Origin of the sequence: Variovorax multivorans (assembly GCF_051216835.1) — a bacterium.
Classification (GTDB): Bacteria; Pseudomonadota; Gammaproteobacteria; order Burkholderiales; family Burkholderiaceae_C; genus Variovorax.
Genome location: NZ_JBPJZL010000002.1, coordinates 198,042 through 224,014, shown reverse-complemented (window position 1 = coordinate 224,014; position 25,973 = coordinate 198,042). Strand labels below are relative to the sequence as shown.

Sequence of the window (25,973 nt, the reverse complement as noted above, 5' to 3'; positions counted from 1 at the left end):
GGGCCGATAGAGCCTGATTTCGAGGGGTTGGTCAGGTATTTGTGAGTGAGAATTGCTAGCATCTAGGTTTTGCTTACCGGCGCGCCCGATATCCCGGGCGTCCTCTCACCGTGCGAACCAACGATTTCGGCGCAGCGCCGACCACCGCCGTCGCCCTGCGCCTCGACCAGCTTCCGAACAATCAATGGGCCACCGTGCTTGACGTGGCGCGCCCCGACAACGCCGACGACCGGGAACTCGTCCTGCGCCTGACCGAAATCGGCTTCGTGCCGGGCGAGGCCGTGCGCATCGTCGCCAGCGGCATTCCGGGCCGCGAGCCGCTGGCGGTGCGCCTCGGCCACACCACCTTCGCGCTGCGCCGCCACGAGGCCGCGCTGATCCACGTCACGCCGGGAGCCACAAACCATGGTTGAAGCCGTCATCCAGGGCCCGGGCCGCCTCGCAGCCACCGCGCAGCCGGGCCGCATCGCCCTGCTGGGCAACCCCAACTGCGGCAAGACCGCGCTGTTCAACCTGCTCACCGGCAGCCGCCAGAAGGTGGCCAACTACGCCGGCGTGACCGTCGAGCGCAAGGAGGGCACGCTTCGCACGCCCTCGGGCCGCCGCGTGTTCGTGCTCGACCTGCCGGGCGCCTACAGCCTGAACGCGCTGAGCGCCGACGAGGCCGTCACCCGCGACATCGTCACCGGCCAGAGCAAGGAAGCCTTGCCCGACCTGCTGGTGTGCGTCACCGACGCCACCAACCTGCGCCTGAACCTGCGGCTTGTGATCGAAGCCAAGCGGCTTGGCCTGCCGATGGTGGTGGCGCTGAACATGACCGACATGGCGAAGAAGCAGGGCATCGTGGTCGACACGGCCGTGCTCTCGCGCGAGCTGGGCGTGCCGGTCATCGAGACTGTCGGCGTGCACACCGGCGGCGCGCAAGGCCTGCTCGCAGCGCTCGACACGCCAGTGGCCGCCGCCACGCCGCAGCCCTGGCAGGCGCCGGGCCTCGACGACGTGCTGGCCACGCAGCGCGAGGTGCGCCGCATCCTCGGTCTCACGGTGAAGGAGCCGGTCGGCAGCCTGGCCACCAGCGACCGCATCGACCGCGTGGTGCTGCACCCCGTGTGGGGCATGCTGGTGCTCGCCGTCACCATGTTCCTGATGTTCCAGGCCGTGTTCAGCTGGGCCAATGTGCCGATGGACGCCATCAAGGCCGGCACCGAGGGGCTCGGCAACCTGCTCAAGACGGCCATGCCCGAGGGCATGCTGCAGAGCCTGCTGGTCGACGGCGTGATTGCAGGCGTGGGCGGCGTGATCGTCTTCCTGCCGCAGATCCTGATTCTTTTCTTGTTCATCCTCGCGCTCGAAGACTCGGGCTACCTGCCGCGCGCGGCCTTCCTGCTCGACCGCGTGATGGGCACCGTGGGCCTGTCGGGCCGCTCGTTCATTCCGCTGCTGTCGAGCTTTGCCTGCGCCATTCCCGGCGTGATGGCCACGCGCACCATCAGCAACTGGCGCGACCGCATCACGACCATCATGATCGCGCCGCTCATGACCTGCTCGGCGCGGCTGCCGGTGTATGCGCTGCTCATCGCGGCCTTCATTCCGGCGCGCACCGTGGGCGGCGTGTTCAACCTGCAGGGCGTGGTGCTGTTCGCGCTGTACGTGTTCGGCATCGTCTCGGCGATGGCCGTGGCCTGGGTGATGAAGCGCTTCCGCGACAACACGCAGCATTCGCCGTTGCTGATGGAGCTGCCGGCCTACCGCTGGCCCAACCCGCGCAATCTGGCGCTGGGCCTGTACGAGCGTGCGTGGATCTTCATCCAGCGCGTGGGCACGATCATCCTGACGCTGACGATCCTGCTGTGGTTCCTGTCGACCTTCCCGTCGCCGCCCGAGGGCGCGACCGGCCCGGCCATCCAGTACAGCCTGGCCGGCATGATCGGCCGAGGGCTGGAGCACATCTTCGCGCCCATCGGCTTCAACTGGCAGATCTCTATCGCGCTGGTGCCGGGCATGGCTGCGCGCGAAGTGGCGGTGGGCGCGCTCGGCACGGTGTACGCGTTGTCGGCTACGGGCGACGACGTGGCGGGCCAGCTGGAGCCGCTCATTGCTGGCAGCTGGTCGCTGGCTACCGCGCTGTCGCTGCTGGTCTGGTACGTGTTCGCGCCGCAGTGCATCTCGACGTTGGCCGCGGTGAAGCGCGAGACGGGTTCGTGGAAATACGTCTGGATCATGGCTGGCTACCTGTTCGCGCTGGCCTACGCCGCCTGCTTCATTACGTACCGCGTTGCAGTGGCACTCGGAGCGGGTTAAAACCTGTCATGAAAGGTTTGAAGAAGAAATGGCACAGCAACTGATCGTCGGATTGATCGTCGCGGCCGCCGCGTTCTACGCGGTCTGGCGCTGGATGCCCGCAGGCTGGCGCCGCGGCGCCGCACAGAAGCTCGCGGCCGGCACGCATCGCGCGGGCTGGGTCGACGAAGAACGCGCCAGGGAACTGGCTGCATCGCTCGCCAAGACCTCGGGCTGCGGCTCGTGCGACAGCTGCGGCAGCTGCGCTCCCAAGACCCCCCTCAAACAACCGGAAGCCGACCAGGCCACCACCAGCCCGTCCATGCACGGCCGCTGAGACCGATGCCCGCGCACATCCTCGTCGCCGGGGGCGGCATCGGGGGGCTGGCCACTGCGCTGGCGCTTTCCAAGGGCCGGCACCGGGTCGATGTTTTCGAGCAGGCGGCCGTCTTCGGTGAAATCGGCGCCGGCGTGCAGCTCGGGCCCAATGCCACGCGGCGTCTTCAGCAACTCGATCTGGGTCCCGGGCTCGCGGCCATCGCGGCGCGGCCCGATGCGCTGGTGGTGCACAGCGCCGAAAGCGGCTCCGAACTCGCCCGAATGCCGCTCGCCGATGCCATGCAGCAGCGCTACGGCTCTCCCTACTTCTGCGTACATCGCGCCGACCTGCACGGTCTGCTGCTCGATGCCGTGCGCGCGCGCGGCACCGGCACGCTCGTGACTGGCGCGCAGATCAAGCAGGTGGAAACCAGCGACGACCTCGTCTGCCTGTCGAGCACCGACGCGCGCGCCTGGGAGGGCGAAGCCGTCGTCGGGGCCGACGGCCTCTGGAGCATGGTACGGCGGCAGCTCGATTGCGCGTCTGCCGCGCAGCCGCCGCGCGTTACCGGCCACACGGCCTGGCGCGCGCTGATCGAGCAATCGAGCCTGCCCGCCGCATTGCGCCGCAAGCAGGTCGATGTGTGGCTCGGTCCGCGCCTGCATGCGGTGGCGTACCCGGTGCGCGGCGGCGACTGGCTCAACGTGGTGGTGATCGCCGAATCGGCCCCGGCCGGCGATGCGCGCGACTGGGACCAGTCCAGCAGCATCGCCGCCCTGAAGCAGGCCATGGGCCGCAGCTGCGCTGGACTGCAGTCGTTGCTCGATGCCATGCCCGGCTGGCGCGCATGGTCGCTCGGAGACCGGGCCCCCGTGACCAGCGCAGCCGAGATGGCGCATGAACGTGTCGCGCTGGTGGGCGATGCCGCGCATCCGATGGTGCCGTACCTCGCGCAGGGCGCGGGCATGGCCATCGAGGATGCAGTGGCGCTGGCCGATGCGCTCGGTGACAGCAGTGCGACCGGCGTGCCCGCTGCCTTCGCGCGCTATGCCGAGGCACGCTGGGCACGCAACGCGCAGGTGCAGGCGCGTGCGCGCCGCAACGGCGAGATCTTCCACGCCACGGGGGCAGTGCGCCTGGGCCGCGACATGGCGATGCGCCTGCTGGGCGCAAAGCTGCTCGACCAGCCCTGGCTGTACGGCGGCTGAGCGAACGACGCGCCGGCGCCTTTCAGAGCCGGAATGTCTGCAGATGCTCGATGCGTTCCGCGAGCCCCTCTTGCCCGAGGTAGTGCCCGTGCGTGCCGTCCTGCATCTGCGCGAGCGTGGTCTCCAATTCGAGCAGCATCGCATCGCGCTCCGCAACGAATGCGGGTGCCACGTCGATGCCCGCCTGCGCGCAGGCATCCGCGATCAGGTGCGCGCTCGCGGGTGCACCACACGCCGCGCACTTGACGATGGCCGTCACGTTGGGCTCCGCGCCGTTGGCCAGCAGGGCGCTCGTGAGTTCGGGGGCGATTTGCCCGTCGATGTTGCGCAGTGCGTCGGCCGCCACTGGCGCACCTGCGCGCACCAGCGCTGCTGCGGCGGCGAAGGCGCCGTGCCCCACCGCGACATCGGTCGCGAGCGCGCTGCCCTGATGAGGCCCGTTGAAGCCCACGCCCGAGGCGGCGAGTTCGGCGACCAGCCCGGCGTCGTCGGCCGCGATCGCATGGCGCAGGGCCACGCGCGCGATCGCTGGATGGTGGCGCAGCGTGCCTTCGGCCAGCGGCGTGCGCCAGTCGACCACGGCGTGGCAATAGAAGGTCACCAGCTTGTCCATCAGGTCGAGGTCGAGCCCGTGGTCCTGGTGGCGGTCGTCGAGGTAGCCGAGCAGTGTCTGCCCCGAGAAGTAGTCGCTCGTGGGCGCCAGCGGGTCTTCGTCGAGCTGCAGCGCCGCGAATGCGCCGCGCAAGTCGGGCGCGATGGTGTTCACGCTGTCTTCATGCAGCGCGTGCGTCCAGGCCGGTGGCAGGCCCTTCTTCCACGCGACGATCTGCCCGTGCCCGGCACCGGGTTCGACCACTGCGTAGATGCGGTCGGTGTACTCGAAGCCGCCGAAGGGCAGGTGCGTGAGCTTGCCGCTCGATGGCTTGCCGCCGTCCTCGGCGGCTTCCTTGGCCAGCTCCAGTTCGTGCTCGATCCAGCCCTGCAGGCCGTGGTAGCCGTCGCTGCCGTTCCAGAACAGCTCGTTCCAGCTGATGGCTTCGAGGTTGCCGTTCATTTCGAGCGACAGGTCGTAGTCGAGCCGACCGCCCGCCGTCTGCTGCCACAGCGCGAGCAGCGCTTCGGGAATGGGGCCTGCGCACAGGGCCTGCACGGCGTCGATCTGCTGCGGCGGCATTGGCGGCTGCGCGTCGAAGATCACGCGGTCGGCGAACAGCACGACGCCATGTTCGCGCAGGGTGGAGAGCTCGTCGGGTGTGAACCGGATGTCGTGCATGGCGTAGGCCTCCGTTGTTTTCAAAACTGTAGCGCTTTGCGCCGACGGAACAATCAGGTCCACCCCAGCTTCATGAGGGCGTTTATGAGGAAGTTCGGGTAGTGCCCGTCCAGTCGATGCGGTCGAAAAGCCTCATCAGCCGTGCCTTGCGCGTCGGGCTGAACTGGCCGATCCACGCGATGTGGCCCAGCAGGTGGCCGCGAAAGTCGACCACCTTCGCGCGGTTCTGGCCGGCGGGGCCGTCGAGCGCGCAGCGATGCAGCACGGCCTTGAGCCGGTCGAAGTCTTCGCGAGGCGCATTGGCCTTGTCGTTGACGACCACGCCGGTCACGTGCTGCTGGCGGTGTTGAGGCATGCAGCGCACCTTGCGTGGATGCAGCTCGAAGCCCTCGTCGGCCGCGATGCCATCAACCCAGGCGCGCAAGGCGGTGAACCGCGCGCGCAGCGAGGCCGGCCCGGAGAACACCAGGTCGTCGGCATAGCGCGTGTAGGTGGCGCCGAAGACCCACGCCAGGCCTTCGAGCCGCAGGTCGAGCCTGAAGGCGCAGAGGTTGGCCAGCGCGGGCGAGCAGGGCGAGCCCTGGGGCAGGTGCGGCGTGGCCAGGCGCTTGGCGCCCATCCAGTCGAGCCCGCCGTCGTCGCGCAGGCGCTCGATCACGTCGGCGTCGGTGCGGTGCGTGCACAGCGCGGTGAGGGCGCGCGCCACGCCTTCGGGGTAGCCCAGCGTGCGCCAGGTGGCATGCACGCGCGAGGCGCGAACGGCGGGGAAGAAGTCGCGCAGGTCGAAGCCGATCACGACCTCCTTGCCGGCATGCGCGGCTGCGTGGCTCGCGACTGAGCGGCCCGGCACGAAGCCGTGCGCTGCTTCGTGCACGGGCACGTGCTGCAGAAGGTCGTCGAGGATGCGGCGCTGCGCGCGCTTCAGGTCGGCCTTGGGAATCTCGAGCAGGCGCAGGCCGCCGAGGCGCTTGGGCTGCAACTGGTAGCGGTAGTGCGATGCGGGCTGCACGCTGGGATCGGTGGGGGCGCGAAAGGCCTGTGCCGGCGATGTGAGCCAGGCCAGCCGATCCGGGTCGAGTTCCAGCCACTGCGCGAGATCGGCGAGCGTCGGGATGTTCGGCAGTGCGAAATGGTCCAGCCCCATCGGGCGCGGGAACATCTCCGCGGGCCGAAGGATGATTCGCCGCACGCGTGGCTCCTCGTCCTGCTCGAAGGCCGCATCGAACTCGGGCATTTCATGGATCGCCTTCGCCAGCGCGGGCAGATCGGTGCGCCGCCACGTGGCTTGCGACCGGTTGCCGAGCGCTTCCGCCAGCGGCTTCAGCCAGGGCGCGTCGGCGCCCAGCGTTGCCGCGGCCCGCGCACGCAACGCACCGGGCGCGGTGCCGCCGGGCTGCCTTGCATCGGCAAGCAATGCGCGCGCTAGGCTTTGGGCGATCCATTCGCTGTAGCTCAGTTCACGCGTCATGAATGATGGTGCGAGGACGTTGAAGGTGGGTGGCAACCAGCCCGTCAACCAGCCGGTGATGCGTTAGCTGCGCTGCGCGGTAGCGCAGGTCCGCTTGCGCGCCGAAATGTGTAGCCATCCATCCACCACGGGGTTCCCCCGCAGTACAAGACCGGGCGACGAATCGCAAAGCCTTGTCGAGTCTTGAAGTGCCGGTGCCGCGCGGATTGTAGGAGTCAACTTCGCGCCCGGCCTCGCGGGCTAAAGATCGGTGCGCAGCTTCCAGATTTCCGGGAACAGCACCACGTCGAGCATCTTGCGCAGGTAGCTCACGCCGCCCGTGCCGCCGGTGCCGCGCTTGAAGCCGATCACGCGCTCGACCGTCGTCACATGGCGAAAGCGCCAGAGGCGGAACGCGTCTTCCAGGTCGGTGAGTTTTTCGCCGAGCTGGTACAGGTCCCAGTAGTCGTGCGGATTGCGGTAGACCGTGAGCCACGCCGCTTCGACGCCGTCGCTCGATTCATAGGGTTGCGTCCAGTCGCGCTCCAGCCGGTCGGCGGGCACCGGCAGGCCGTGGCGTGCCAGCAGGCGCAGCGACTCGTCGTACAGCGAAGGCGCGCGGTAGGCTACCTCGACTTGCGCAAGCAGATCGGCGCGGTGCGCGTGCGGCTTGAGCATGGCGGCGTTCTTGTTGCCGAGCGCGAATTCGATGCAGCGGTACTGCGCGCTCTGGAAGCCGCTGGAGTTGGCAAGGTAGGGGCGCATCGCCGTGTACTCGGGCGGCGTCATGGTCGAGAGCACGGTCCATGCGCTCACCAACTGCTCCATGATGCGGCTCACCCGCGCGAGCATCTTGAAGGCGTCGGCCAGCTTCTCTTCGGCGATGTGGGCGGTGGCGGCGCGCAGTTCGTGCAGCATCAGCTTCATCCAGAGTTCGCTGGTCTGGTGCTGCACGATGAACAGCATCTCGTCGTGTGCGGGCGAAAGCGGGTGCTGCGCGTTGAGGATCTCGTCGAGGTGCAGGTAGTCGCCGTAGCTCATGGACTTGCTGAAGTCCAGCTGCGCTTTTTCCTCGTGGACGATGTTCTCGGGGGACTTGTCGGTGTTCATGATGTTTGCTGGCGGGTCAGCGCCAGACCACGGCGGTATAGGAAGGAAGGCCCATGCCGGACTCCTTCTTCGGATAGACGAAGCGCACGACCTCGTTCTTGCGCTTGTATTCCTGGTAGGTCTCGCCGCCGGGAATGCGGCCCTTCTCGCCCGGCTTGTAGCCGGTGTCGCGTGCCTCCTTCACGAGGCGCTCGAAGGCGGCCTTGTCGGTCAGCGAGAGCTGCACGCCGTCCTCGCTGCGGCGGCTTTCCACGTAGGTGGACTTCATCAGGTGCGTGGTCTGGCCGTCGACGAACTTCTCGTACTCGATCATGCTGACCTCGTCGGTCACGGTCTTGTCGGCATACGAGAAGCCCTGGCTCTTGATCTGCTGGCGAAAGGCGTCGGGCGTCAGTTCGGCGAAGGCCTTCAGTTGCGGCAGCGTGAACGCCGGTTGCTGTGCAAGGGCGGGTGCCGCCAGCATCAGCAAGGCGGTGTACAGAATGATCAGTCGGGATTTCATGGCTGGCTTCGTCTCAGGTTACGGCGTTCTTGCGGTTGAATTCTTCGCGCTTCCACTCGCCCGTCTCCAGCACCTGCGCCAGGTGCTCGACCGAGTTCCACACGTCTTCGAAGCTCAGGTACAACGGCGTGAAACCGAATCGCAGGATGTCGGGCATCTGCGAGTCGCCAGCGCGGTAGTCGCCGATCACGCCGCGTGCGATCAGCGCCTGCACGATGGCGTAGGCACCTTCTTCTCGGCTCAGGCAGACCTGCGAGCCGCGCAGTGCGTGGTCGCGCGGGGTGACGAGCGAGAGGCCCTGGCCGGCGCAGCGCTCTTCGACCAGTGCGATGAACAGGTCGGTGAGCGCGAGCGACTTGGCGCGCAGCGCGGCCATCGCGCCGTTCGTGCCGTTGAAGGCTTCGGCCGCGAGCACGGTGTCGAGCCCGCATTCGAGCCCAGCCAGCGCGATGATCGGCTGCGTGCCGCAGAGATAGCGGCCGACACCCGGGGCAGGCCGGTAGTGCGGCGTGAACTCGAAGGGTGCCGCGTGGCCCCACCAGCCGGACAGCGGCTGCTCGAACTGCCCTGCGTGCTTCGTGTTCACCCACGCGAACGCCGGCGCGCCGGGGCCGCCGTTCAGGTACTTGTAGCCGCAGCCGATGGCGTAGTCGGCCTCGCTGTCATTGAGCGCGACCGGCACGGCGCCCGCGCTGTGCGCGAGGTCCCACACGGTCAGCGCGCCCGCGGCGTGAGCGGCGGCGGTGATGGCCTTCATGTCGTGCATGGCGCCGGTGCGGTAGTTGACGTGCGTGAGCATCAGCACGGCCACTTCGTCGGTGAGCACCGAATCCGGGCCTTGCAGCTCGCTCGCGTCGATCAGCTTCAGCGTGAAGCCGCGCTCGCGGCACAGCGATTCGGCGATGTAGAGGTCGGTCGGGAAATTGCTGCGCTCGCTGATCACCAGCTTGCGGCCGCTGTCCTTCTGCTGCGAGAGCGCGGCGAACAGCACCTTGTAGAGATTGACCGAGGTGCTGTCGGTGCACACCACTTCGCCGGGCGCGGCGCCGATCAGGCGGGCCACCTTGTCGCCCAGTCGTTGCGGCAGGTCGAACCAGCTCGCGGTGTTCCACGAACGGATCAGGCCTTCGCCCCATTCCTTCGTCACCACCTCGGCGATGCGCGCCGGTGCGGCTTTGGGCATCACGCCGAGCGAGTTGCCGTCGAGGTACAGCACGCCTTCGGGAATGGTGAATTGGTCGCGCAGGGCGCGCAGCGGGTCTTGCGCGTCGAGCGCGCGGCAGTCTGCAAGTGTCGTCATGGTGGAGGTTTCAGCGGGGGAGTTCGCGCAGCACGGCGCGAACGGGGGAGGCATCGGCGCTGACCAGCTTGAGCGGCAGCGCGATGAGTTCGTAGTCGCCCTCGGGCACGTCGTCGAGCACGAGGTTCTCGAGCACGCGCAGGTCGAGGCGGCGGATGCGTTGGTGGCTTTCCAGCGTCTTGCTGTCGGCCGGGTCGATGCTGGCGGTGTCGATGCCGATGAGTTTCACGCCCATGGCCGCGAGGCGCTCGACGGTGGCGGGGGCATAGGCCGCGAGCTGCGGGTCCCAGTGGCCGACCGGCATGGTGGTGTAGGTGCGCACCAGCACGCGCGGGGGCAGGGTGCTGTCGACGGCATGGGCGATGTGATCCCACTCGATCAGCGGGCCCTTGTCGATCGCATGGATCACCCGGCACGGGCCGAGAAAGGGCGTGAGGTCGACGTTGCCGATGGTCTGGCCCTCGGGGTCGTAGTGCAGCGGCGCATCGGCGTGCGCGCCGACGTGGGGCGAGAGCTTGATCTCGCTGACGTTCACCGGGCAGTCCGGCGAAATGGTCGCCGCCCAGCGCTGCTGGTAGGGCGTGTCGCCGGGAAAGACCGGCGCGCCTTCATGCACGGGCGGCGAGATGTCCCAGATGCGTTGCTGATGTGATGGAGCCATGGCGCGAAGTTAGCGCCGGGCGAGGGGTCGTGGTGTCGGTTATTTCCAACACCGAACGTGACGAGTTGAACCGACTCAGTGCGACGACGACAGCGCGGGCAGCCCGTGCCGGGCCCGCGCCCGCTCGCAGGCGTCGCTGCCGGCCTGCAACTCGTGGCACGGATTGGGGCGCCATTCGTAGATGCCGCAGCCCACGGCCTGGCCGATCTTGCCGGTGAGCGCGGCGCAGCGCATGGGCGTGTGGTCGGTGCCACGCATGCGGCAGATGGCGTCGTTCACTTCGACGGCGAGGCCCGAAGGCACCTTGCCGCCGTTGTCGTCGAGCTCATGCACGCTGAAGTCGACGCGATAGCTGGCGCAGCAGGCGCCGCATTGCTGGCAATCGGACATGCGGCTGCGCCTTGTGCTTCAGAGAATCAGAGCCTGCCGAGGAGCAGGAACTCCATCAGCGCCTTTTGTGCGTGCAGGCGGTTCTCGGCCTCGTCCCACACCACCGACTGCGGCCCGTCGATGACTTCGGCCTGCACTTCTTCGCCGCGGTGGGCGGGCAGGCAGTGCATGAACAGGGCTCCGGGCTGGGCGATGCGCATCATGTCTTCGTCGACACACCAGTCGGCAAAGGCCTTGCGGCGCGCTTCGTTCTCGGCCTCGTAGCCCATGCTGGTCCAGACGTCGGTGGTGACGAGGTCGGCGCCGCGGCAGGCTTCCATCGGGTCCTTGAAGACCTTGTAGCTGTCGCCCGAGCGGATGCCGGCGATCGACTGGTCGACCTCGTAGCCACTGGGCGTGCTCACGTGCACCGTGAAGCCCAGGATCTCGGCCGCCTGCAGCCAGGTGTTGGCCATGTTGTTGCCGTCGCCCACCCACGCCACCGTCTTGCCCTGGATGGAGCCGCGGTGCTCGATGTAGGTGAAGATGTCAGCGAGGATCTGGCAGGGGTGGAACTCGTTGGTCAGCCCGTTGATGACGGGCACGCGCGAGTGCGCCGCAAAGGTGTCGATCTTGGTCTGCTCGTAGGTGCGGATCATCACGATGTCGACCATGCGGCTGATGACCTTGGCGCTGTCCTCGATGGGCTCGGCGCGGCCCAGTTGGCTGTCGCCCGTGGTCAGGTGGACCACGCTGCCGCCGAGCTGGTACATGCCGGCCTCGAAGCTCACGCGGGTGCGCGTGCTGGCCTTCTCGAAAATCATGGCCAGCGTGCGGTCGACCAGCGGCTGGTGCTTTTCGTAGGTCTTGAACTTCTTCTTGATGATCGCCATGCGATCGAAGAGGTAGGCGTACTCGTCGGCGGTGAAGTCCGAGAACTGCAGGTAGTGCCGGATGGCGGCGGGTGCGGTCGTCGTGGCGGTCGTCATTGGGCGGCAGGCTCCGACAGGAAGTTTTTGACGATGGGCGCGAGGATGGCGACGATCTCGTCGGCCTCGGCGATGCTCAGAATGAGCGGCGGCACGAGACGGATCACCTTGTCGGCCGTCACGCTCAGCAGCAGGCCGGCGTCGCAGGCGCGGTTCAGGATCACGCCGCAGGGACGGTCGAGCTCGATGCCGAGCATCAGGCCCTGGCCGCGGATTTCCTTCACGCCGGGCAGGCTGCCGATTTCGCGCTCCAGCGCGGCCTTCAGGTGGGCGCCGACGGCGGCGGCGTTCTCGAGCAGCTTGTGCTCTTCCATGATGCGGATGGTTTCGACACCTGCGCGCATGGCGAGCGGGTTGCCGCCGAAGGTGGTGCCGTGGTTGCCCGGGCCGAAGATGTTGGCGGCCTTGGGGCCGGCCACCACGGCGCCGATCGGCACGCCCGAGCCCAGGCCCTTGGCCAGCGGCATCACGTCAGGCAAGATGTCCGCCCATTGGTGGGCGAACCACTTGCCGGTGCGGCCCATGCCGCATTGCACCTCGTCGATCATCATGAGCCAGTCGCGCTCGTCGCACAGTGCGCGCACCTGTTTGAGGTATTCGACGCGCATCGGGTGGATGCCGCCTTCGCCCTGGATGGTTTCGAAGAACACGGCGACCACGTTCGGGTTGCCTTCAGTGGCCTTCTTCAGCGCCTCGATGTCGTTCAGCGGCACGCGGATGAAGCCCTCGACCAGCGGGCCGAAGCCGGCCTGCACCTTGGGGTTGCCGGTGGCCGAGAGGGTGGCGATGCTGCGGCCGTGGAAGGCGGCTTCGTAGACGACGATTTCGGGGCGCTCGATGCCCTTGTCGTGGCCGAACTTGCGCGCCAGCTTCAGGGCGGCTTCGTTGGCTTCGAGGCCGGTGCAGCAGAAAAACGCGTTGGTGAGGCCCGAAATCTCGGTCAGCTTGGCGGCGAGCTGTTCCTGGCCGGTCACGTGGTAGTAGTTGGAGCTGTGGATCAGCTTGGTCAGCTGGTCCTGCAGGGCGGGCACCAGCTCGGGGTGGTTGTGGCCCAGCGTGTTCACGGCGATGCCGCCGAGGCCGTCGATGTAGGCCTTGCCCGTGGTGTCCCAGACTCGGCAACCCTGACCGTGCGACAGTGCGATCGGCAGGCGACCGTAAGTGTTCATGACGTGGGGCGAGGTGGGCTGGGCGGTAGCGCTCATTCGGGTTCTCCAGATAGGGAAGGCGGATTCTAGGCGTGCCGTTTGACGGCTTCGTTGAGGATTCCGCATTACAGCAATGCCCCATGTTCAGGATGCAAAAAGTGCCGCGGATAGAATCGCTTGCTGCACCGCAGCACCCGCTCCGGTCGCCTCATTCAACGATGATTTCCCCCACTGCCAAAGAAATCTTCATCCAGGGCATCACCAAGGATGGCCGGACATTCCGCCCCAGCGATTGGGCCGAGCGTCTGGCCGGTGTGATGTGCTCTTTTCGCCCCGGCGGCGCCTATCCGGGCAGCCACCTGAGCTACTCGCCCTGGTGCATTCCGACGACCATCAACGGCGTGAAGTGCGTGATCGTGAACCGCGAGCTGCGCGATGCCGAGCCGATGGCCTGGGATTTCTGCGTGAACTTCGCCAGGGACAACGATCTGCAGGTAGCCGAAGCCTGCCTGGTGCCCGACACGCCCATCCCTCCCAAGAAGGCCTGACGGGCCTTTTTTCTTGTCCATCCGCCCGGGTTCATGAATCGAACGGGCATGAAAAAACCGCCCGAAGGCGGTTTTTCACTTTGCTGCAGCGCACCCCGATCAAACGGCGGACTGGAGAATTCCGGTCCGGGCTTGCCTGACAGGTGTCAGGCGGCGGCCTTTTCAGGCGCGAGGGCGAGGGCCTTGACCTTGGCCGACAGGCGGCTCTTGTCGCGGGCTGCCTTGTTCTTGTGGAAGATGCCCTTGTCGGCGACGGTGTCGACGATGCTCTGGGCCTTCGCGAACAGTTCGCTTGCCTTGGTCTTGTCGCCAGCCAGAACAGCCTTTTCGACGTTCTTGACAGCGGTACGGTATTTGGAGCGCAGCGAGGTGTTCGCAGCGTTGAGCTTGGTGTCCTGGCGGACGCGCTTACGGCCGGAGGCGAGGCGCGGGTTCTTCTTCTTGGGCTTGGCGGATGCCATATTTAATGTTCCTTAGGTGTCTGAGGATGATGCAGCAAAGCCCTCCATTATAGGCCGGGTTGGCCCTTTTGCCCAATTCGCGCCTGAATCGGCCCATTTCGGCACCTTCGCGGGCCCTACACTCGGCCTCCGTGTCCCTGCTCAAATCCGCCTCCACCGTCTCCCTGCTGACTCTCGCTTCGCGGATCACGGGCCTTGTGCGCGACGTGCTGTTTGCCTCGGTTTTCGGCGTCAGCGCGCTGACCGACGCCTTCAACGTCGCATTCCGCATCCCCAACCTGTTCCGGCGGGTCTTCGGCGAAGGCGCCTTCAGCCAGGCCTTCGTGCCGGTGCTGGCCGCGCGCAAGGCCGAAGACGGGGAAGAGGGCGCCCGGCAGCTGATCGACCATGTCGCCACGCTGCTCACCTGGACGCTGCTGGTCGTGTGCGTGGCCGGCGTGGCCGGAGCGCCGCTGCTGGTCTGGGCCATGGCGAGCGGACTGCCCGGCTTCGACTCGGCCGTGATCATGACGCGCTGGATGTTCCCGTACATCGGCTTCATGTCGCTGGTGGCGCTGGCGGGCGGCATTCTCAACACCTGGCGCAAGTTCGCGGTGCCGGCGGCGTCGCCGGTGCTGCTCAACATCGCGCTGATCCTGGCGATCGTGGTCGGGGCGCCGCTGTTTCGCCGCTGGGGTATCGAACCGATCTACGCGCAGTGCGTGGGCGTGCTGGTGGGTGGCGTGCTGCAGCTGGCCCTGCAGATTCCGGCGCTGCGCAAGCTCGGGCTGATGCCGCGCGTCGGCGCGAGCTTCAGGGCGCTGCGGACCGCGTGGACCGACCCGGCCACGCGCAAGGTGCTCAAGTTGATGCTGCCCGCGCTGCTGGGCGTGAGCGTGGCGCAGATTTCGCTGCTCATCAACACGCAGATCGCCTCGCACCTCGCGGTGGGCAGCGTGACCTGGATCACCAACGCCGACCGGCTGATGGAATTCCCCACCGCCATGCTCGGCGTGGCGCTCGGCGTGGTGCTGATGCCGCAACTGGCCGGCGCCCGCGCCGCCAAGGACGACGCCCGCTATTCGTCGCTGCTCGACTGGGGCCTTCGCCTCGTCGTACTGCTTTCGGCGCCTTGCGCCGTCGCGCTGCTGCTGTTTGCCAAGCCGCTGGTAGCGGTGCTCTTTCACAACGGCGCGTACACCGGCGAGGACGTAGGCCGCACGACCCTGGCGTTGATGGGCTACGGCGTCGGGCTGGTCGGCATCGTGGCTGTGAAGGTGCTCGCGCCCGGCTACTACGCCAAGCACGACACGCGCACTCCGATGCTCATCGCAGTCGGCGTGCTGGTGCTCACGCAGGTGCTCAATATCTTCCTGGTGCCGGTGCTGCAGCACGCGGCGCTGACCCTGACCATCGCCATCGGCGCGCTCGTCAATTCGACCTGGCTGCTGGTTGGCCTGATGCGCCGCGGCAGCTACAAGCCCGAACCGGGCTGGGGCAAGTTCGCGCTGCAGGTGCTGGCGGGCACGCTGGTGCTGGCCGGCCTGCTGTTCTGGGGCTCGGGCCATTTCGACTGGGTCGGCCTGCGTGAGCAGCGCCTGTTGCGCATCGGCCTGCTCGCCGCGCTGATCGCCGGCTCGGCGCTGCTGTATTTCGCCGTGCTCGCAGCCGTCGGCGTGCGGCTGCGCAGCTTTCTGCGCCGCTGAGGCCCGCGGGCGGGACGTTGGCAATACGCACGTGTTCCGCCTTGACGCTCCCTGAATGCTCCTCTACAAAGACACATGACGTTCAGCTTTCAGGTTCCTACCGCACTGGAGTATTTCGAATCGCTGGTTCGCAGCGACGATCAATTTCCGCTGCTCGAAGCCGCCGCCAGCCTGGCGCAGGACGAATACCCCGATCTCGACGTGCAGCAGGTGCTGGGCGATGTAGACCAGCTCCTGGCCCGCCTCAAGCGCCGCCTGCCGGCCGACGCCGCACCGCTGGCCCGCCTGCGCGCCCTGAACCAGTTCTTCTTCAATGACCTGAGCTTCGGCGGCAACGTCAACGACTACTACGACCCCGACAACAGCTACCTGAACGCCGTGCTGCGCACCCGCCGCGGCATTCCGATCTCGCTGGCCGTGCTGTGGATGGAGCTGGCGCAGGGCCTGGGCCTGCAGGCACGCGGCATCGGGTTTCCGGGGCATTTCATGCTCAAGGTGACGCTGCCCAAGGGGCAGGTGGTGATCGATCCTTTCACCGGCAAGTCGCTGTCGCGCGAAGAACTCGGCGAGCGGCTCGAGCCCTACAAGCGCAGCAATGGCCTGGTCGGCGACTTCGACGTGCCGCTGGGCCTGTACCTGCAGCCCGCAAGCCCGCGCGAAATCATCGCCCGCATGCTGCGCAACCTGAAGGAAGTGCATCACGCGCAGGAAGACTGGCAGCGCGTCATCGCCGTGCAAGACCGCCTGATCGCCCTGCTGCCCAGCGCCTGGGGCGAGTACCGCGACCGCGGCATCGCGCATGCCGAACAGGGCAACACCGCGCAAGCCGTGCGCGACCTGGAAACCTACCTGGCGAAGGCCGAGGACGCCCTCGACATCGACGCGATCGCCGAGCGCGTCGCCATGTTGCGCCGAATGGCCAGCTGAAATGAACACCAAGGCCGGTGTGAGCCCGGCGCCCGACCTGGGCACCCTGCATGAATTCCACGGCGTGCAGCCGGTGCTGCCGGTGTCGGACGTGTCGCGCGCCGCGCGCTGGTTTCGCGACGTGCTGGGCTTCGAGCTCGACTTCATCGCGGGGGAGCCCCCCAGCTACGCCCGGGTGAAGAAGGGCGACCGCAGCTACGGCGACCCGGTCTACCTGAGGCTGTGGCAATGCAACTCGCGCGAGGCCAAACCCTGGCGCGGTGAAATCGTGATCCACGTGGGCAAGGACATCGACGGCCTGCACGCCGCCTACGTGAAGCGCGGCGTGACGGTCATCGAGCCGCCGACCTCCCAGCCTTGGGGGCTGCGCGAGTTCGCGATCCGGGAGCCTGACGGCCACATCCTGCGCTTCTGCGGCTACCTGCCCTGAAGCCTCAATTTCAGAAACACAAAATTACAAATAGATCGATGCGATCGTGTCGATCCGTCTTCCGCTCGTCCGACGTGTGAACAGGAGCAGGCAAATTTCATTCGTCAGCCGCTCCCAGTCTCATCAACCTTCAGGAGAAACGACATGCGATTCATGATTCTGGTCAAGGCCAACGCCGATTCCGAAGCCGGCGTGATGCCCAGCACCGAAATACTCACCGCCATGGGCAAGTTCAACGAGGAGCTGGTCAAGGCCGGCGTGCTGCTGGCGGGCGAAGGCCTGCACCCCAGCTCCAAAGGCGTGCGCGTGCGCTGCGAAGGCCCGACCAAGCGCACCGTCATCGACGGCCCCTTCGCCGAAACCAAGGAGCTGCTGGCCGGTTTCTGGCTGTTCCAGGTCAAGTCGAAGGAAGAAGCCATCGAGTGGATCAAGCGCAGCCCCTTCCAGGAAGGCGAGATCGAGATCCGCCAGGTGTTCGAGGCTGCCGACTTCGGCGACTCCATGACGCCCGAGCTGCTCGCCCAGGAAGACCGCCTGCGGGCCGAGACCGAGGCCCACATCAAGGCCGGTACCAAGGCCGGCAGCTGAAGCAGCCGCAACCGGATCGAACCCAAGGAGACCCACCATGCGATTCATGCTGCTGATGATTCCCCACGGCTACGAAACCGCCGCGCCCGGCACCATCCCCGAAGACGTCGATGCGGTGTCGGCCATGATGGCCTACAACGAGTCGATGCAGAAAGCCGGCGTGCTGATCAGCTGCGACGGCCTGCATCCGCCCTCGATGGGCGCGCGCGTGAGCTTCAAGGACAAGAAGCCCAAGATCGTCGACGGCCCCTTCGCCGAGGCCAAGGAAGTGCTCGGCGGCTTCTGGATCATCGACGTGCCTTCTCGCGCCGCCGCCATCGAATGGGCCGCGCGCTGCCCCGGCTCTGACAACGAGGTCGTCGAGGTGCGCCAGATCCAGGAAATCGGCGACTACCCGGCCGACGTGCAGGCGCTGACCAGCGAGTTCGCGTCGATGCAGACCGTCAAGAAGACCGCGCCGTAAAGCCGTGATCAGGGAAGAGGGCCGCGCCCATGTTGCCGCCATCCACCGCACCATCGAGGCGGTGTGGCGCATGGAGTCCGCCAAGATCATCGCCACCGTCGCGCGCATGGTGCGCGACGTGGGCCTGGCCGAAGAGCTGGCCCAGGACGCGCTGGTCTCGGCCCTCGAGCAATGGAGCGAATCCGGCGTGCCCGACAACCCCGCGGCCTGGCTCACGGCAGTGGCCAAGCGCCGCGCGCTCGACCGCCTGCGCCACCTGCAGCTGGCCGAGCACAAGGCCGGTGAAATCGGCCGCGAGATCGACGCACAGCACGAGATGGCACAAGACGATTTCGCCGAAGCGGTCGATGCCGCGCTTGACGACGACATCGGCGACGACCTGCTGCGGCTGGTGTTCACCGCTTGCCACCCGGTGCTGTCGACCGAAGCCCGCGTGGCGCTCACGTTGCGGCTGATGGGCGGCCTCACCACCGACGAGATCGCGCGCGCCTTTCTCGTGCCCGAAGCCACCGTGGCGCAGCGCATCGTGCGTGCCAAGCGCACGCTGGCCGAGGCGCGCGTGCCCTTCGAGGTGCCGCGCAGGCACGAGCTCGAAGTCCGGCTCGCCTCGGTGCTCGAAGTGATCTACCTGGTCTTCAACGAAGGCTACTCGGCCACCGCCGGCGACGACTGGATGCGCCCCACGTTGTGCGATGAAGCCCTGCGCCTGGGCCGCATCGTGGCCGAGCTGGTGCCGAAGGAGGCGGAGGTGCACGGCCTCGTGGCGTTGATGGAAATCCAGGCCTCGCGAACGGCAGCGCGCATGGGACCTTCGGGCGAGCCGGTGCTGCTGCTCGAACAGAACCGCGCGCGCTGGGACCAGATGCTGATCCGCCGCGGCCTCGCGGCGCTCGCGCGTGCCGAGGCGCTGGGCGGCGCGCTTGGCCCCTATGCGCTGCAGGCCGCCATCGCCGTCTGCCACGGCCGCGCGCGCACCGCCGGGGAAACCGACTGGGGCCGCATCGCCGCGCTCTACGACGCGCTAGCCGAACTCACGCCGTCACCCATCGTCGAGCTCAACCGGGCGGTCGCGTTGTCGATGGCCTTCGGGCCGGCGACGGGGCTGGAGGTGGTCGATGCGCTCATGGACGAGCCTTCGCTCAAGGGCTACCACCTGCTGCCGACCGTGCGCGGCGATCTGCTCTTCAAGCTCGGCCGCCGCGACGAGGCGCGCAAGGAATTCGACCGCGCCGCCGCGCTCACGCGCAACACGCGCGAGCGGGCGCTGCTCCTCGCACGTGCGCGGGCCTGCCTCCTCGATGGCACTGCCGGGTGAACTGAGCGCCTGCTGAAGCTGCGCTGGCTCGCGCGGCCGGTGCCGGGAGAAAATGCGCGCCATGCTGCGCACCCCCTCCCTCCGCCTCCTGTGCGTTTCCTGCCTGGCCCTGCTGCCGGCTGTTTCTGCCTTGGCCCAGTTCGATCCCGCCAAGGTGTGGGTCGAGCCGCCGACCATCGCCGCGCGTTTCCCAGATCCGCCGGTGAGCTACGCCACGCCGGGCTTTCGCGCTGGGCGCACCGACTTTCCCTCGCACGCCGAGGTGCTCGCCTTCTTGAACGACCTTGCGCGCCAGTCGCCGAACGTTCGCGTCGAGCGCCTGGGCCTGTCGCAGCAGGGGCGCGAGATGCCGCTGGTGGTGCTGGCCGACCAGGGGCGAATCGATCCCGTGCGGCCCACCGTGATGGTGATCGGCCAGCAGCACGGCAACGAGCCGGCCGGTGGCGAAGCGGTGTTGGCATTGGCGCAGCAGTTCGCCAGCGAGCCCGGCGCCGCGCTGCTGAAGAAGGTGAACCTAGTGCTGGTGCCGCGCGGCAACCCGGACGGCGCCGAGCGCTTCACCCGCGTCACCGCCAACGGCATCGACGTGAACCGTGACCACCTGCTGCTGCGCACGCCCGAGGCGCGCATGCTCGCGGCCGCCACCTTGCGCTACCAGCCGCAGGTGGTGCTCGACTTGCACGAGTTCACCGTCGGCGGCCGTTGGATCGACAAGTTCGGCGCGGTCATGAAGTACGACGGCCTGCTGCAGCCCGCCACCGTAGGCAACCTCGACCCGGCCATTGCCGTGAGCGCGCAGCGCGACTATGTCGACGCCATCCAGGTCGCATTCACGCAGGCCGGATTGCAGGGCTTCAAGTACCACACCACCTCCGGTGGCAAGAGCGAGGACCGCACGGTGTCGATGGGCGGCGTGCAGCCCGACACCGGACGCAACGTGAGCGCGCTGCGCCAGGCCGTGAGCCTGCTGCTCGAAGTGCGCGGCGTGGGGCTCGGGCGTGCGCACTTCGCGCGTCGCGTGCACACGCAGGTGCTGGCCGCCACCACCGTCATCGAGACGGCCGCGAAGCAGGGGCCGGCGCTGATGCAGCTCACCGCGCAGGCCGGCCAGCGCGCGAAGGCCGAAGCCTGCCATGGCGATCTGGTGGTTGAGGCCTGGCAGACGCCGACGCGGCAGCGCCTCGACTTCCTCGACGCGAAGAGCGGGGAAGACAAAAGCATCGACGTCGAATGGCGCGCCGCCGAGCCGCTCAAGATTGCCAACGCCCGCCCGCGCCCCTGCGGCTATCTGCTCGCGGCCAGCGAGACCACGGCCGTGCAGCGCCTGCAGATGCTGGGCGTGCGGGTGGAGCGCATCGACAGCGCGGCGCCCTGGCAGGTGGAGCGCTACGAGATCCTGTCGCAGACCGACGGCCAGCGGCAGGATGCGCGCGGCGCCATCGAGGACGGTGAGGCGATCCGTGCCTTCCGCGTGCGGCCGCGGGCTGGTCGCGCTGTGGTGCAGCCGGGGAGCTTCTACGTGTCGCTGGCGCAGCCGCTGTCGCCGCTGGTCAGCGCGGCGCTGGAGCCCGATTCGCAGAACAGCTATGCGGCCAACCGGCTGCTCGAGATCGGCGACGACAGGCTGCTGCGCGTGCCAGGCCCCGCGCCCGCCGGCGTCTGGCACTGAGCGTCTTCAGGCCTTGAAGGCCGAGTTCGCCTCCGAAGGCGAGCCCGGCAACCCGAACTGGTGCCACGCGCGGCGTAACTGCGTGTCCGAGCCGAAGCCCGACTGCTCCGCCGCCCGCGTCACGCTCGCGCCCGAGGCCAGCGCGAGTTGCGCAGCCGCAAGCCGCAGCCGGCGCAGATAGGCCAGCGGTGCCACGTCCGCATGCTCGACAAACAGCCGTGTGAGATGCCGCGCCGAGGTGTGCGCCACCTCGGCCATGCGCGGCACGCTCCAGTCGGCCTGCGGCTGTTCGCTGACCGCGTCCTGCACGCGGTGCAGCGCGGCATGCAGGTGGTTGCGGTAGGCAAGAAAGGGCGACAGCTCCGGGTCGTGCGGGCCGCGGCGCAGCGCCACCACCATGGTCTGCGCGACCTGCGCCGCGAGCGCTTCGCCGCACAGCCCGGCGATGCGGTGCAGGACCAGGTCGATGCCGGTCGTCACGCCCGCGCTGCTGTACAGCGGCGGATCGATCACGAACACGCGGTTGCTGACCACGTCGCAGCGCGGCTCCACGGCACGCAACTCGTCGAGGTGCTGGTGGTGCGTGGTGGCGCGCCGGCCCGCCAGCGCGCCGGCATGCGCGGCCAGCACCGCGCCGGCGCAGATCGTCAGCAACTCCAGCCGGTCGCGCTCGAAGCGCAGGCCGCGCAGCCAGTGCAGCAGGTCTTGCGCCTCGGGGTTGTCGATGGCAATGGTGTCGCCGGGCAGGCCGACCAGCACGATCCAGCCGGGGCCGTCCCACTGCGTCGGCAAGGGCGAGAGCCCGGCCAGCGCGACGCCGACCGAGCCCATCGCCGTCGGCCGGGGGCTCGCGAACTCGATGGCAAAACGCTCGGGCTGGCCCATTGCGCGCAGCCGCTGGTTGGCGATGCGCAGCGCCTCGGCCGGGCCGGCCCAGTCGAGCACGATGCTGCCGGGCAGGAGGACGAAGACTACGCGGATGGGTTGTGGCTGGGGTTGCGGGTCCATGCGTAGTCCATCTGGCGCGCGGTGCGCTCGGCCAGTTCGCGCCCGGCCAGCCGCTCGACGAGGTGCAGGCTCATGTCGATGCCGGCGCTGATGCCTGCGGAACTGACGATGCGGCCGTTGTCGACCCAGCGCACGCCGTCGCGCACGTCGAGCAAAGGAAAGCGCTCGCGCAGGTCGGCGATGTCTTCCCAGTGGGTGGTGACTGTGTCGTTCGTGATCACGCCGCTTTCGGCCAGCAGGAACGCGCCGGTGCAGACTGAGGCGACGACCTGCGCGCCAGCGGCGCTGCGGGCGATCCAGCGCAGCGTGTCGGGGCTGGCCATCGGCGCGTCGACCACGCCGCCAGGGACGATCAGCACGTCGGCCTTCGGGCTGTCGGCCAGCGTGTGGTCGGCCAGCAGTTGCAGGCCGGCGCGCGCCTGCACGGGCTGGCCGCCTGCCGCATGGGCCACCGATGCGACATCGAACGGCGCCGCCGTGCCTGGCTGCATCCGCTGGCTGACCCGGCTCGCAGTGGTGAACACCTCGAAGGGGCCGGCGAAGTCCAGCGCCTCGACGCCGTCGAAGGCGAGGATGAGTACGCGCAAGCTCATGCCGCTCACGCCACGGCCCGTTCGAGCGCCTGCGCCACGGTGCAGACGGTGGCGAAGCGGCCTTGCAGCACGGTGGCGGTGCGGGCCTTGATGTCGGAGGCCGAAAGCGGCCGGCCGTCGGGCTGCACCATGTCGAAGGTGAGCGTGGCGTCGGTCACGTAGTCGACCTCCCAGCCCAGGTCCGAGGCGTGGCGGGTGGTGGTTTCGCAGCACTGCTCGGTGCGGATGCCGCTCACGATCAGCCGGCCGATGCCGTTCTGCGTGAGCCAGATGTCCAGTCCGCTGTTGACCAGCGCGCTGTGGCGGTGCTTGGTGAAGGTGCCCGTGGCAGCGAAGTCGGCAAGCCCGCCGATGGGGCGTACGTGGCCCGATTCGACGGCAAACGGGTTGCTCGCATCGGACGGCTCGTCGGTGTGAAAGACCCGCACGATCGGCACGCCAGCGGCGGTGCAGCCTTCGATCAGCGCGTTCTGCGCGGTGAAGTAGGGAGCGGCCTGGCTTTCGGACCAGTACGCGCGCTGGCGGAACGATTCCTGGGCGTCGATCACAATCAGACAGGTTTTCATGGCGGGGCTCGCAGGGGCGAAGTGGATGATGCCGCCTATTCTTCTGCCTTGCCAGCCCGCAGTCCGCTCACGGCCGGACCAAAACCGATCAGATCAGGACATTGCTGCCTGATGGCCTCGTCAGACCAGCGACGCGGCCTGCAGCTCTTTCTTCAGGTACGCGTAGTACAGCGGCGCCGCCACCAGCCCGGCCGGCCCGAACACCGCCTCGGCCACGAACATCACGGCCAGCAGCTCCCAGACGCTCATCTGTGTGCGTGCGCCGACCACTTTGGCGTTGATGACGTATTCAGCCTTGTGGATCACGATCAGGAAGATCAGGCACGCCGCCGCCGTGACCGGCGACACCGACAGCCCGACCAGCGTGATCACAGAGTTGCAGACCAGATTGCCCACGATCGGCACCAGCCCCGCCAGGAAGGTGAGGGTGATGAGCGCTGGCGTGTACGGCAGGTGCGCGCCCCACGTCGGCATGATGAACAGCAGGAAGATGGCCGTGAGCAGCGTGTTGAAGGCCGCGATCCAGAACTGGGCCGCCACGATCTGCCCGAAGGCCTCGCCGAAGGTCCGCACGCGCTGGTGCAGTTGGTCGGCCAGTGGCAGGCGGCGCAGCGGCGCGTGCCCCACGGCGGCCAGGCCGCCCACGATCAGGCCCACGTACGAAAAGAGAATGCCATGCAGCCAGGCCCGCCCGGCCACGGCCAGCGAGCCGGCCTGCGCGCGCAGGTAGTTGGCGATCACCCGCTGCACCTCGGCGGCGCCCTCGGGGAGGTACACCGCGATTTCGACTGGCAGCTTGGAGCGCAGCTCGAGCACCGTGCGCGCCGTGTAGTCGAGCAGTTCGCGGTACTGGTCGGGCGCATCGACGATGTATTCGCGGGCCTGCGACAGCAGCAGCGTGATCAGCGCGATCGGCCCCACCAGCACGAGGATGACGGCCAGCACGCCGGCCCAGCCATCGGCGCGCTGGCCGCCGAGTGCCGGAATGCGCCGCATGCCCGCGCTCAGCACGCGCGCGAACCACCGTGTGGCCAGGAAGCCGATGCAGACGCACAGCAGCCCAGGCAGCAGGTGCTCCCACATCACCAGCAGCAAAGCGCCCAGCATCAGCAGGTAGCTTGCGATCATCACGCCGCGCGAGGCGGGCGGGCGGTGGACGGGGGCCGTTGTCACGGCGGGGCTGATGGGTTGTGGCTTCTTGGCCATCCGGGGCGTCGCGTGCTCTGTTCAGGACATTGTGAATGGGCGGCCGGCGCTCAGCCGACGACTACCGCGGCGCCTTCGCCGCGCTCGGCAATCACGCCGATCTCGTGCACCGACTCGCCGGCAGCGCGCAGCGTGGCGGCGCAGGCGGCGGCTTCGGCCGCGTCGATCACGACCACCATGCCGATGCCGTTGTTGAAGGTGCGGTTCATCTCGATGTCGTCGATGCCGGCCACCTTCTGCAGCCAGGCGAACAGCTCGGTCTGCGGCCAGCTGCCCTTCTTCAGGTGGGCTGCGGTGCCTTCGGGCAGTACGCGCGGGATGTTCTCGAGCAGGCCGCCGCCGGTGATGTGGGCCAGCGCCTTGATCGGGTGCTTGCCCAGCGCTTCAAGCACCGGCTTCACGTAGAGGTGGGTGGGTTCCATCACGGCTTCGCGGAAGGGCTTGCCGTCGAGGGTGGCGGGCAGGTCGGCGCCGGCGCGTTCGATCACCTTGCGCACCAGGCTGAAACCGTTGGAGTGCACGCCGGCCGAGGCCAGGCCCAGCACCACGTCGCCGGGCTTGACGTTCTGGCCCGTGAGAATCTTCGACTTTTCGACCGCGCCGACCGCAAAGCCCGCCAGGTCGTATTCGCCGGCCGGGTACATGCCGGGCATTTCAGCGGTTTCGCCGCCGATCAGTGCACAACCAGAGAGTTCGCAGCCGCGGGCGATGCCGCCGACCACGGCTGCGGCCGTGTCCACGTCCAGCTTGCCGCAGGCGAAGTAGTCGAGGAAGAACAGGGGCTCGGCGCCCTGCACCAGCACGTCGTTGACGCTCATTGCCACCAGGTCGATGCCGACCGTGTCGTGCATGTTCCATTCGAAAGCCAGCTTGAGCTTGGTGCCCACGCCGTCGGTGCCGCTCACCAGCACCGGCTCCTTGTAGCGCTTGGGCACCTCGAACAGGGCGCCGAAGCCGCCGATGCCGGCCAGCACTCCTTCGCGCATGGTCTTCTTGGCCAGGGGCTTGATGCGGTCGACCAGCGCGTCGCCGGCATCGATGTCGACACCGGCATCCTTGTAGCTGAGAGGAGTGGGCGTAGGGGAAGTCATGGGTGGTCGAGGTCGGGAAGGACGCGAAGAGTAGGAGCGGAAGGCGGCGCCGGTAACCATGGTGGCCGGGCCGATAGAATTCCTCACGATTTTAAGGGCCCTCGCGGCCCCCTCCATGAACCTTCCCGGGATGAAACAGCTCGCGCTCGATATCGGCATTGCGACGGGCCCCAGCTTCGACGCCTTTTTTGCCGGCCCCAACGAGGCGGCGCTGCGGCACCTGCAAGTGTGGGTGGGCGGCGCCGGCAGCCCCACGCTGCACTCGCCGGTGCCCACATATCTTTGGGGCGAAGGCGGCAGCGGCAAGAGCCATCTGCTCGAATCGGTGCGTGTCGCACTGCGCGAGCAGGGCGCCAGCGTGGGCTGGCTGCACGCCGGCCTGCTGGAGCCGCCCGAGTTCGACGAGCGCTGGGGCGCCGTCCTGCTCGACGACGTGCACCTCTACACCGCCGTGCAGCAGCACGCGGCCTTCAACTGGTTCGTCAACGCCCAGACCCTGCAGCGCGGCGTGGTCGCCGCCGGCGCCTTGCCGCCGGCCGACCTGCCGCTGCGCGAAGACCTGCGCACCCGCCTCGGCTGGGGCCACGTGTTCCACTTGCAGGTGCTGAGCGAAAGCGAACGCCGCGCGGTGCTGCGCCAGGCCGCCGATGCGCGCGGCGTGATGCTGTCCGACGACGTGCTCGACTACATGCTGCACCGCTTCAGCCGCGACCTCGGCAGCCTGATGGAGCTGCTCACGCAGCTCGACGGCTATGCCTTGCAGACGCAACGCGCGATCACCATTCCGCTGATCCGCTCCATGCTCGAGAACGAATAA

Annotated in this window: 28 protein-coding genes; 13 read left to right on the top strand and 15 right to left on the bottom strand. The window is 68.0% G+C overall.

The window, feature by feature from the left end:
- Window positions 1-110: 110 nt before the first annotated feature.
- The 4 genes from ACSFCA_RS04665 to ACSFCA_RS04650 are packed head-to-tail and all read left to right on the top strand — an operon-like array spanning window position 111 to window position 3,807.
- Window positions 111-413 (top strand): FeoA family protein, encoded by a 303-nt coding sequence (locus ACSFCA_RS04665; RefSeq protein ID WP_093075538.1) that lies wholly within the window; start codon window positions 111-113, stop codon window positions 411-413.
- Window positions 406-2,301, top strand: a complete 1,896-nt coding sequence (gene feoB / locus ACSFCA_RS04660) for a ferrous iron transporter B (RefSeq protein WP_435458786.1) — start codon at window positions 406-408, stop codon at window positions 2,299-2,301. The genes ACSFCA_RS04665 and feoB overlap by 8 nt, the downstream gene beginning before the upstream one ends.
- Window positions 2,302-2,329: 28 nt before the next feature.
- Window positions 2,330-2,617, top strand: a complete 288-nt coding sequence (locus tag ACSFCA_RS04655; RefSeq protein ID WP_435458785.1) for a DUF6587 family protein — start codon at window positions 2,330-2,332, stop codon at window positions 2,615-2,617.
- 5 nt (window positions 2,618-2,622) lie between these two features.
- A complete protein-coding gene (locus tag ACSFCA_RS04650; RefSeq protein WP_435458784.1) occupies window positions 2,623-3,807 on the top strand; it encodes an FAD-dependent monooxygenase in 1,185 nt (394 codons plus the stop codon).
- 22 nt (window positions 3,808-3,829) lie between these two features.
- Here the strand turns inward: ACSFCA_RS04650 and ACSFCA_RS04645 are convergent, their stop codons facing one another.
- The 9 genes from ACSFCA_RS04645 to ACSFCA_RS04605 form a co-directional block, all read right to left on the bottom strand.
- Window positions 3,830-5,080 (bottom strand): SMI1/KNR4 family protein, encoded by a 1,251-nt coding sequence (locus ACSFCA_RS04645; protein WP_258350657.1) that lies wholly within the window; start codon window positions 5,078-5,080, stop codon window positions 3,830-3,832.
- An 82-nt stretch (window positions 5,081-5,162) separates the two neighbouring features.
- Window positions 5,163-6,548: a reverse transcriptase family protein gene (locus ACSFCA_RS04640; RefSeq protein ID WP_435458783.1), complete on the bottom strand. Its 1,386-nt coding sequence runs from the start codon at window positions 6,546-6,548 to the stop codon at window positions 5,163-5,165.
- Window positions 6,549-6,788: 240 nt separating this feature from the next.
- Window positions 6,789-7,637, bottom strand: a complete 849-nt coding sequence (kynA, locus tag ACSFCA_RS04635; protein ID WP_435458782.1) for a tryptophan 2,3-dioxygenase — start codon at window positions 7,635-7,637, stop codon at window positions 6,789-6,791.
- A 16-nt stretch (window positions 7,638-7,653) separates the two neighbouring features.
- On the bottom strand, window positions 7,654-8,139 hold the full coding sequence (locus tag ACSFCA_RS04630) for a hypothetical protein (RefSeq protein ID WP_093049603.1): 486 nt from the start codon (window positions 8,137-8,139) through the stop codon (window positions 7,654-7,656).
- A 13-nt stretch (window positions 8,140-8,152) separates the two neighbouring features.
- A complete protein-coding gene (gene kynU, locus ACSFCA_RS04625) occupies window positions 8,153-9,439 on the bottom strand; it encodes a kynureninase (RefSeq protein ID WP_435458781.1) in 1,287 nt (428 codons plus the stop codon).
- A 10-nt stretch (window positions 9,440-9,449) separates the two neighbouring features.
- A complete protein-coding gene (gene kynB, locus ACSFCA_RS04620; protein WP_426391842.1) occupies window positions 9,450-10,100 on the bottom strand; it encodes an arylformamidase in 651 nt (216 codons plus the stop codon).
- A 75-nt stretch (window positions 10,101-10,175) separates the two neighbouring features.
- Window positions 10,176-10,490, bottom strand: a complete 315-nt coding sequence (locus ACSFCA_RS04615; protein ID WP_258350652.1) for a YkgJ family cysteine cluster protein — start codon at window positions 10,488-10,490, stop codon at window positions 10,176-10,178.
- 26 nt (window positions 10,491-10,516) lie between these two features.
- The gene (gene argF / locus ACSFCA_RS04610; RefSeq protein WP_093049615.1) at window positions 10,517-11,458 is read right to left on the bottom strand and encodes an ornithine carbamoyltransferase; all 942 of its coding nucleotides are present in this window, start codon (window positions 11,456-11,458) and stop codon (window positions 10,517-10,519) included.
- A complete protein-coding gene (locus ACSFCA_RS04605) occupies window positions 11,455-12,663 on the bottom strand; it encodes an aspartate aminotransferase family protein (RefSeq protein ID WP_435458780.1) in 1,209 nt (402 codons plus the stop codon). The genes argF and ACSFCA_RS04605 overlap by 4 nt, the downstream gene beginning before the upstream one ends.
- A 161-nt stretch (window positions 12,664-12,824) precedes the next feature.
- Here ACSFCA_RS04605 and ACSFCA_RS04600 point away from each other — a divergent pair, with 161 nt between their 5' ends.
- Window positions 12,825-13,154, top strand: coding sequence for a DUF3579 domain-containing protein (locus ACSFCA_RS04600; protein ID WP_093049621.1), 330 nt, complete (start codon window positions 12,825-12,827; stop codon window positions 13,152-13,154).
- A 146-nt stretch (window positions 13,155-13,300) separates the two neighbouring features.
- Here ACSFCA_RS04600 and rpsT read toward each other — a convergent pair whose 3' ends face one another.
- Entirely contained in the window at window positions 13,301-13,615 is a 315-nt protein-coding gene (gene rpsT / locus ACSFCA_RS04595) for a 30S ribosomal protein S20 (protein WP_007831346.1), read from the bottom strand.
- A 131-nt stretch (window positions 13,616-13,746) separates the two neighbouring features.
- On the opposite strand from rpsT, the gene murJ reads away from it, so the two are divergent.
- The 7 genes from murJ (at window position 13,747) to ACSFCA_RS04560 (ending at window position 20,692) form a co-directional block, all read left to right on the top strand.
- Window positions 13,747-15,300, top strand: coding sequence for a murein biosynthesis integral membrane protein MurJ (gene murJ, locus ACSFCA_RS04590; RefSeq protein ID WP_258350650.1), 1,554 nt, complete (start codon window positions 13,747-13,749; stop codon window positions 15,298-15,300).
- Between the two features lie 75 nt (window positions 15,301-15,375).
- The gene (locus tag ACSFCA_RS04585; RefSeq protein ID WP_258350649.1) at window positions 15,376-16,227 is read left to right on the top strand and encodes a SirB1 family protein; all 852 of its coding nucleotides are present in this window, start codon (window positions 15,376-15,378) and stop codon (window positions 16,225-16,227) included.
- A gap of 1 nt (window position 16,228) precedes the next feature.
- Window positions 16,229-16,657 (top strand): bleomycin resistance protein, encoded by a 429-nt coding sequence (locus ACSFCA_RS04580; RefSeq protein ID WP_258350648.1) that lies wholly within the window; start codon window positions 16,229-16,231, stop codon window positions 16,655-16,657.
- 144 nt (window positions 16,658-16,801) lie between these two features.
- On the top strand, window positions 16,802-17,245 hold the full coding sequence (locus tag ACSFCA_RS04575) for a YciI family protein (protein ID WP_258350647.1): 444 nt from the start codon (window positions 16,802-16,804) through the stop codon (window positions 17,243-17,245).
- Between the two features lie 37 nt (window positions 17,246-17,282).
- On the top strand, window positions 17,283-17,708 hold the full coding sequence (locus ACSFCA_RS04570) for a YciI family protein (protein ID WP_258350646.1): 426 nt from the start codon (window positions 17,283-17,285) through the stop codon (window positions 17,706-17,708).
- A gap of 70 nt (window positions 17,709-17,778) precedes the next feature.
- Window positions 17,779-19,023, top strand: a complete 1,245-nt coding sequence (locus ACSFCA_RS04565) for an RNA polymerase sigma factor (RefSeq protein ID WP_435459053.1) — start codon at window positions 17,779-17,781, stop codon at window positions 19,021-19,023.
- A gap of 61 nt (window positions 19,024-19,084) precedes the next feature.
- Window positions 19,085-20,692 carry a M14 family metallopeptidase gene (locus ACSFCA_RS04560; protein WP_435476285.1) on the top strand — a complete coding sequence of 536 codons (1,608 nt, stop codon included), beginning with the start codon at window positions 19,085-19,087 and terminating at the stop codon, window positions 20,690-20,692.
- A gap of 6 nt (window positions 20,693-20,698) precedes the next feature.
- On the opposite strand, the gene ACSFCA_RS04555 is transcribed toward ACSFCA_RS04560, so the two are convergent.
- From ACSFCA_RS04555 to purM, 5 genes are all read right to left on the bottom strand, one after another.
- Entirely contained in the window at window positions 20,699-21,700 is a 1,002-nt protein-coding gene (locus ACSFCA_RS04555; protein WP_435458778.1) for a GlxA family transcriptional regulator, read from the bottom strand.
- Window positions 21,664-22,293 (bottom strand): DJ-1/PfpI family protein, encoded by a 630-nt coding sequence (locus ACSFCA_RS04550; RefSeq protein ID WP_435458777.1) that lies wholly within the window; start codon window positions 22,291-22,293, stop codon window positions 21,664-21,666. Before ACSFCA_RS04550 ends, ACSFCA_RS04555 begins: the two co-directional genes overlap by 37 nt.
- Window positions 22,294-22,298: 5 nt before the next feature.
- Complete coding sequence (locus tag ACSFCA_RS04545; RefSeq protein WP_435458776.1) at window positions 22,299-22,859, bottom strand: cysteine hydrolase family protein; 561 nt, start codon at window positions 22,857-22,859, stop codon at window positions 22,299-22,301.
- A gap of 120 nt (window positions 22,860-22,979) precedes the next feature.
- On the bottom strand, window positions 22,980-24,065 hold the full coding sequence (locus ACSFCA_RS04540) for an AI-2E family transporter (RefSeq protein ID WP_435458775.1): 1,086 nt from the start codon (window positions 24,063-24,065) through the stop codon (window positions 22,980-22,982).
- Window positions 24,066-24,115: 50 nt separating this feature from the next.
- Window positions 24,116-25,156 carry a phosphoribosylformylglycinamidine cyclo-ligase gene (gene purM, locus ACSFCA_RS04535; protein WP_093049650.1) on the bottom strand — a complete coding sequence of 347 codons (1,041 nt, stop codon included), beginning with the start codon at window positions 25,154-25,156 and terminating at the stop codon, window positions 24,116-24,118.
- A gap of 130 nt (window positions 25,157-25,286) precedes the next feature.
- Here purM and hda point away from each other — a divergent pair, with 130 nt between their 5' ends.
- Complete coding sequence (hda, locus tag ACSFCA_RS04530; protein WP_435459052.1) at window positions 25,287-25,973, top strand: DnaA regulatory inactivator Hda; 687 nt, start codon at window positions 25,287-25,289, stop codon at window positions 25,971-25,973.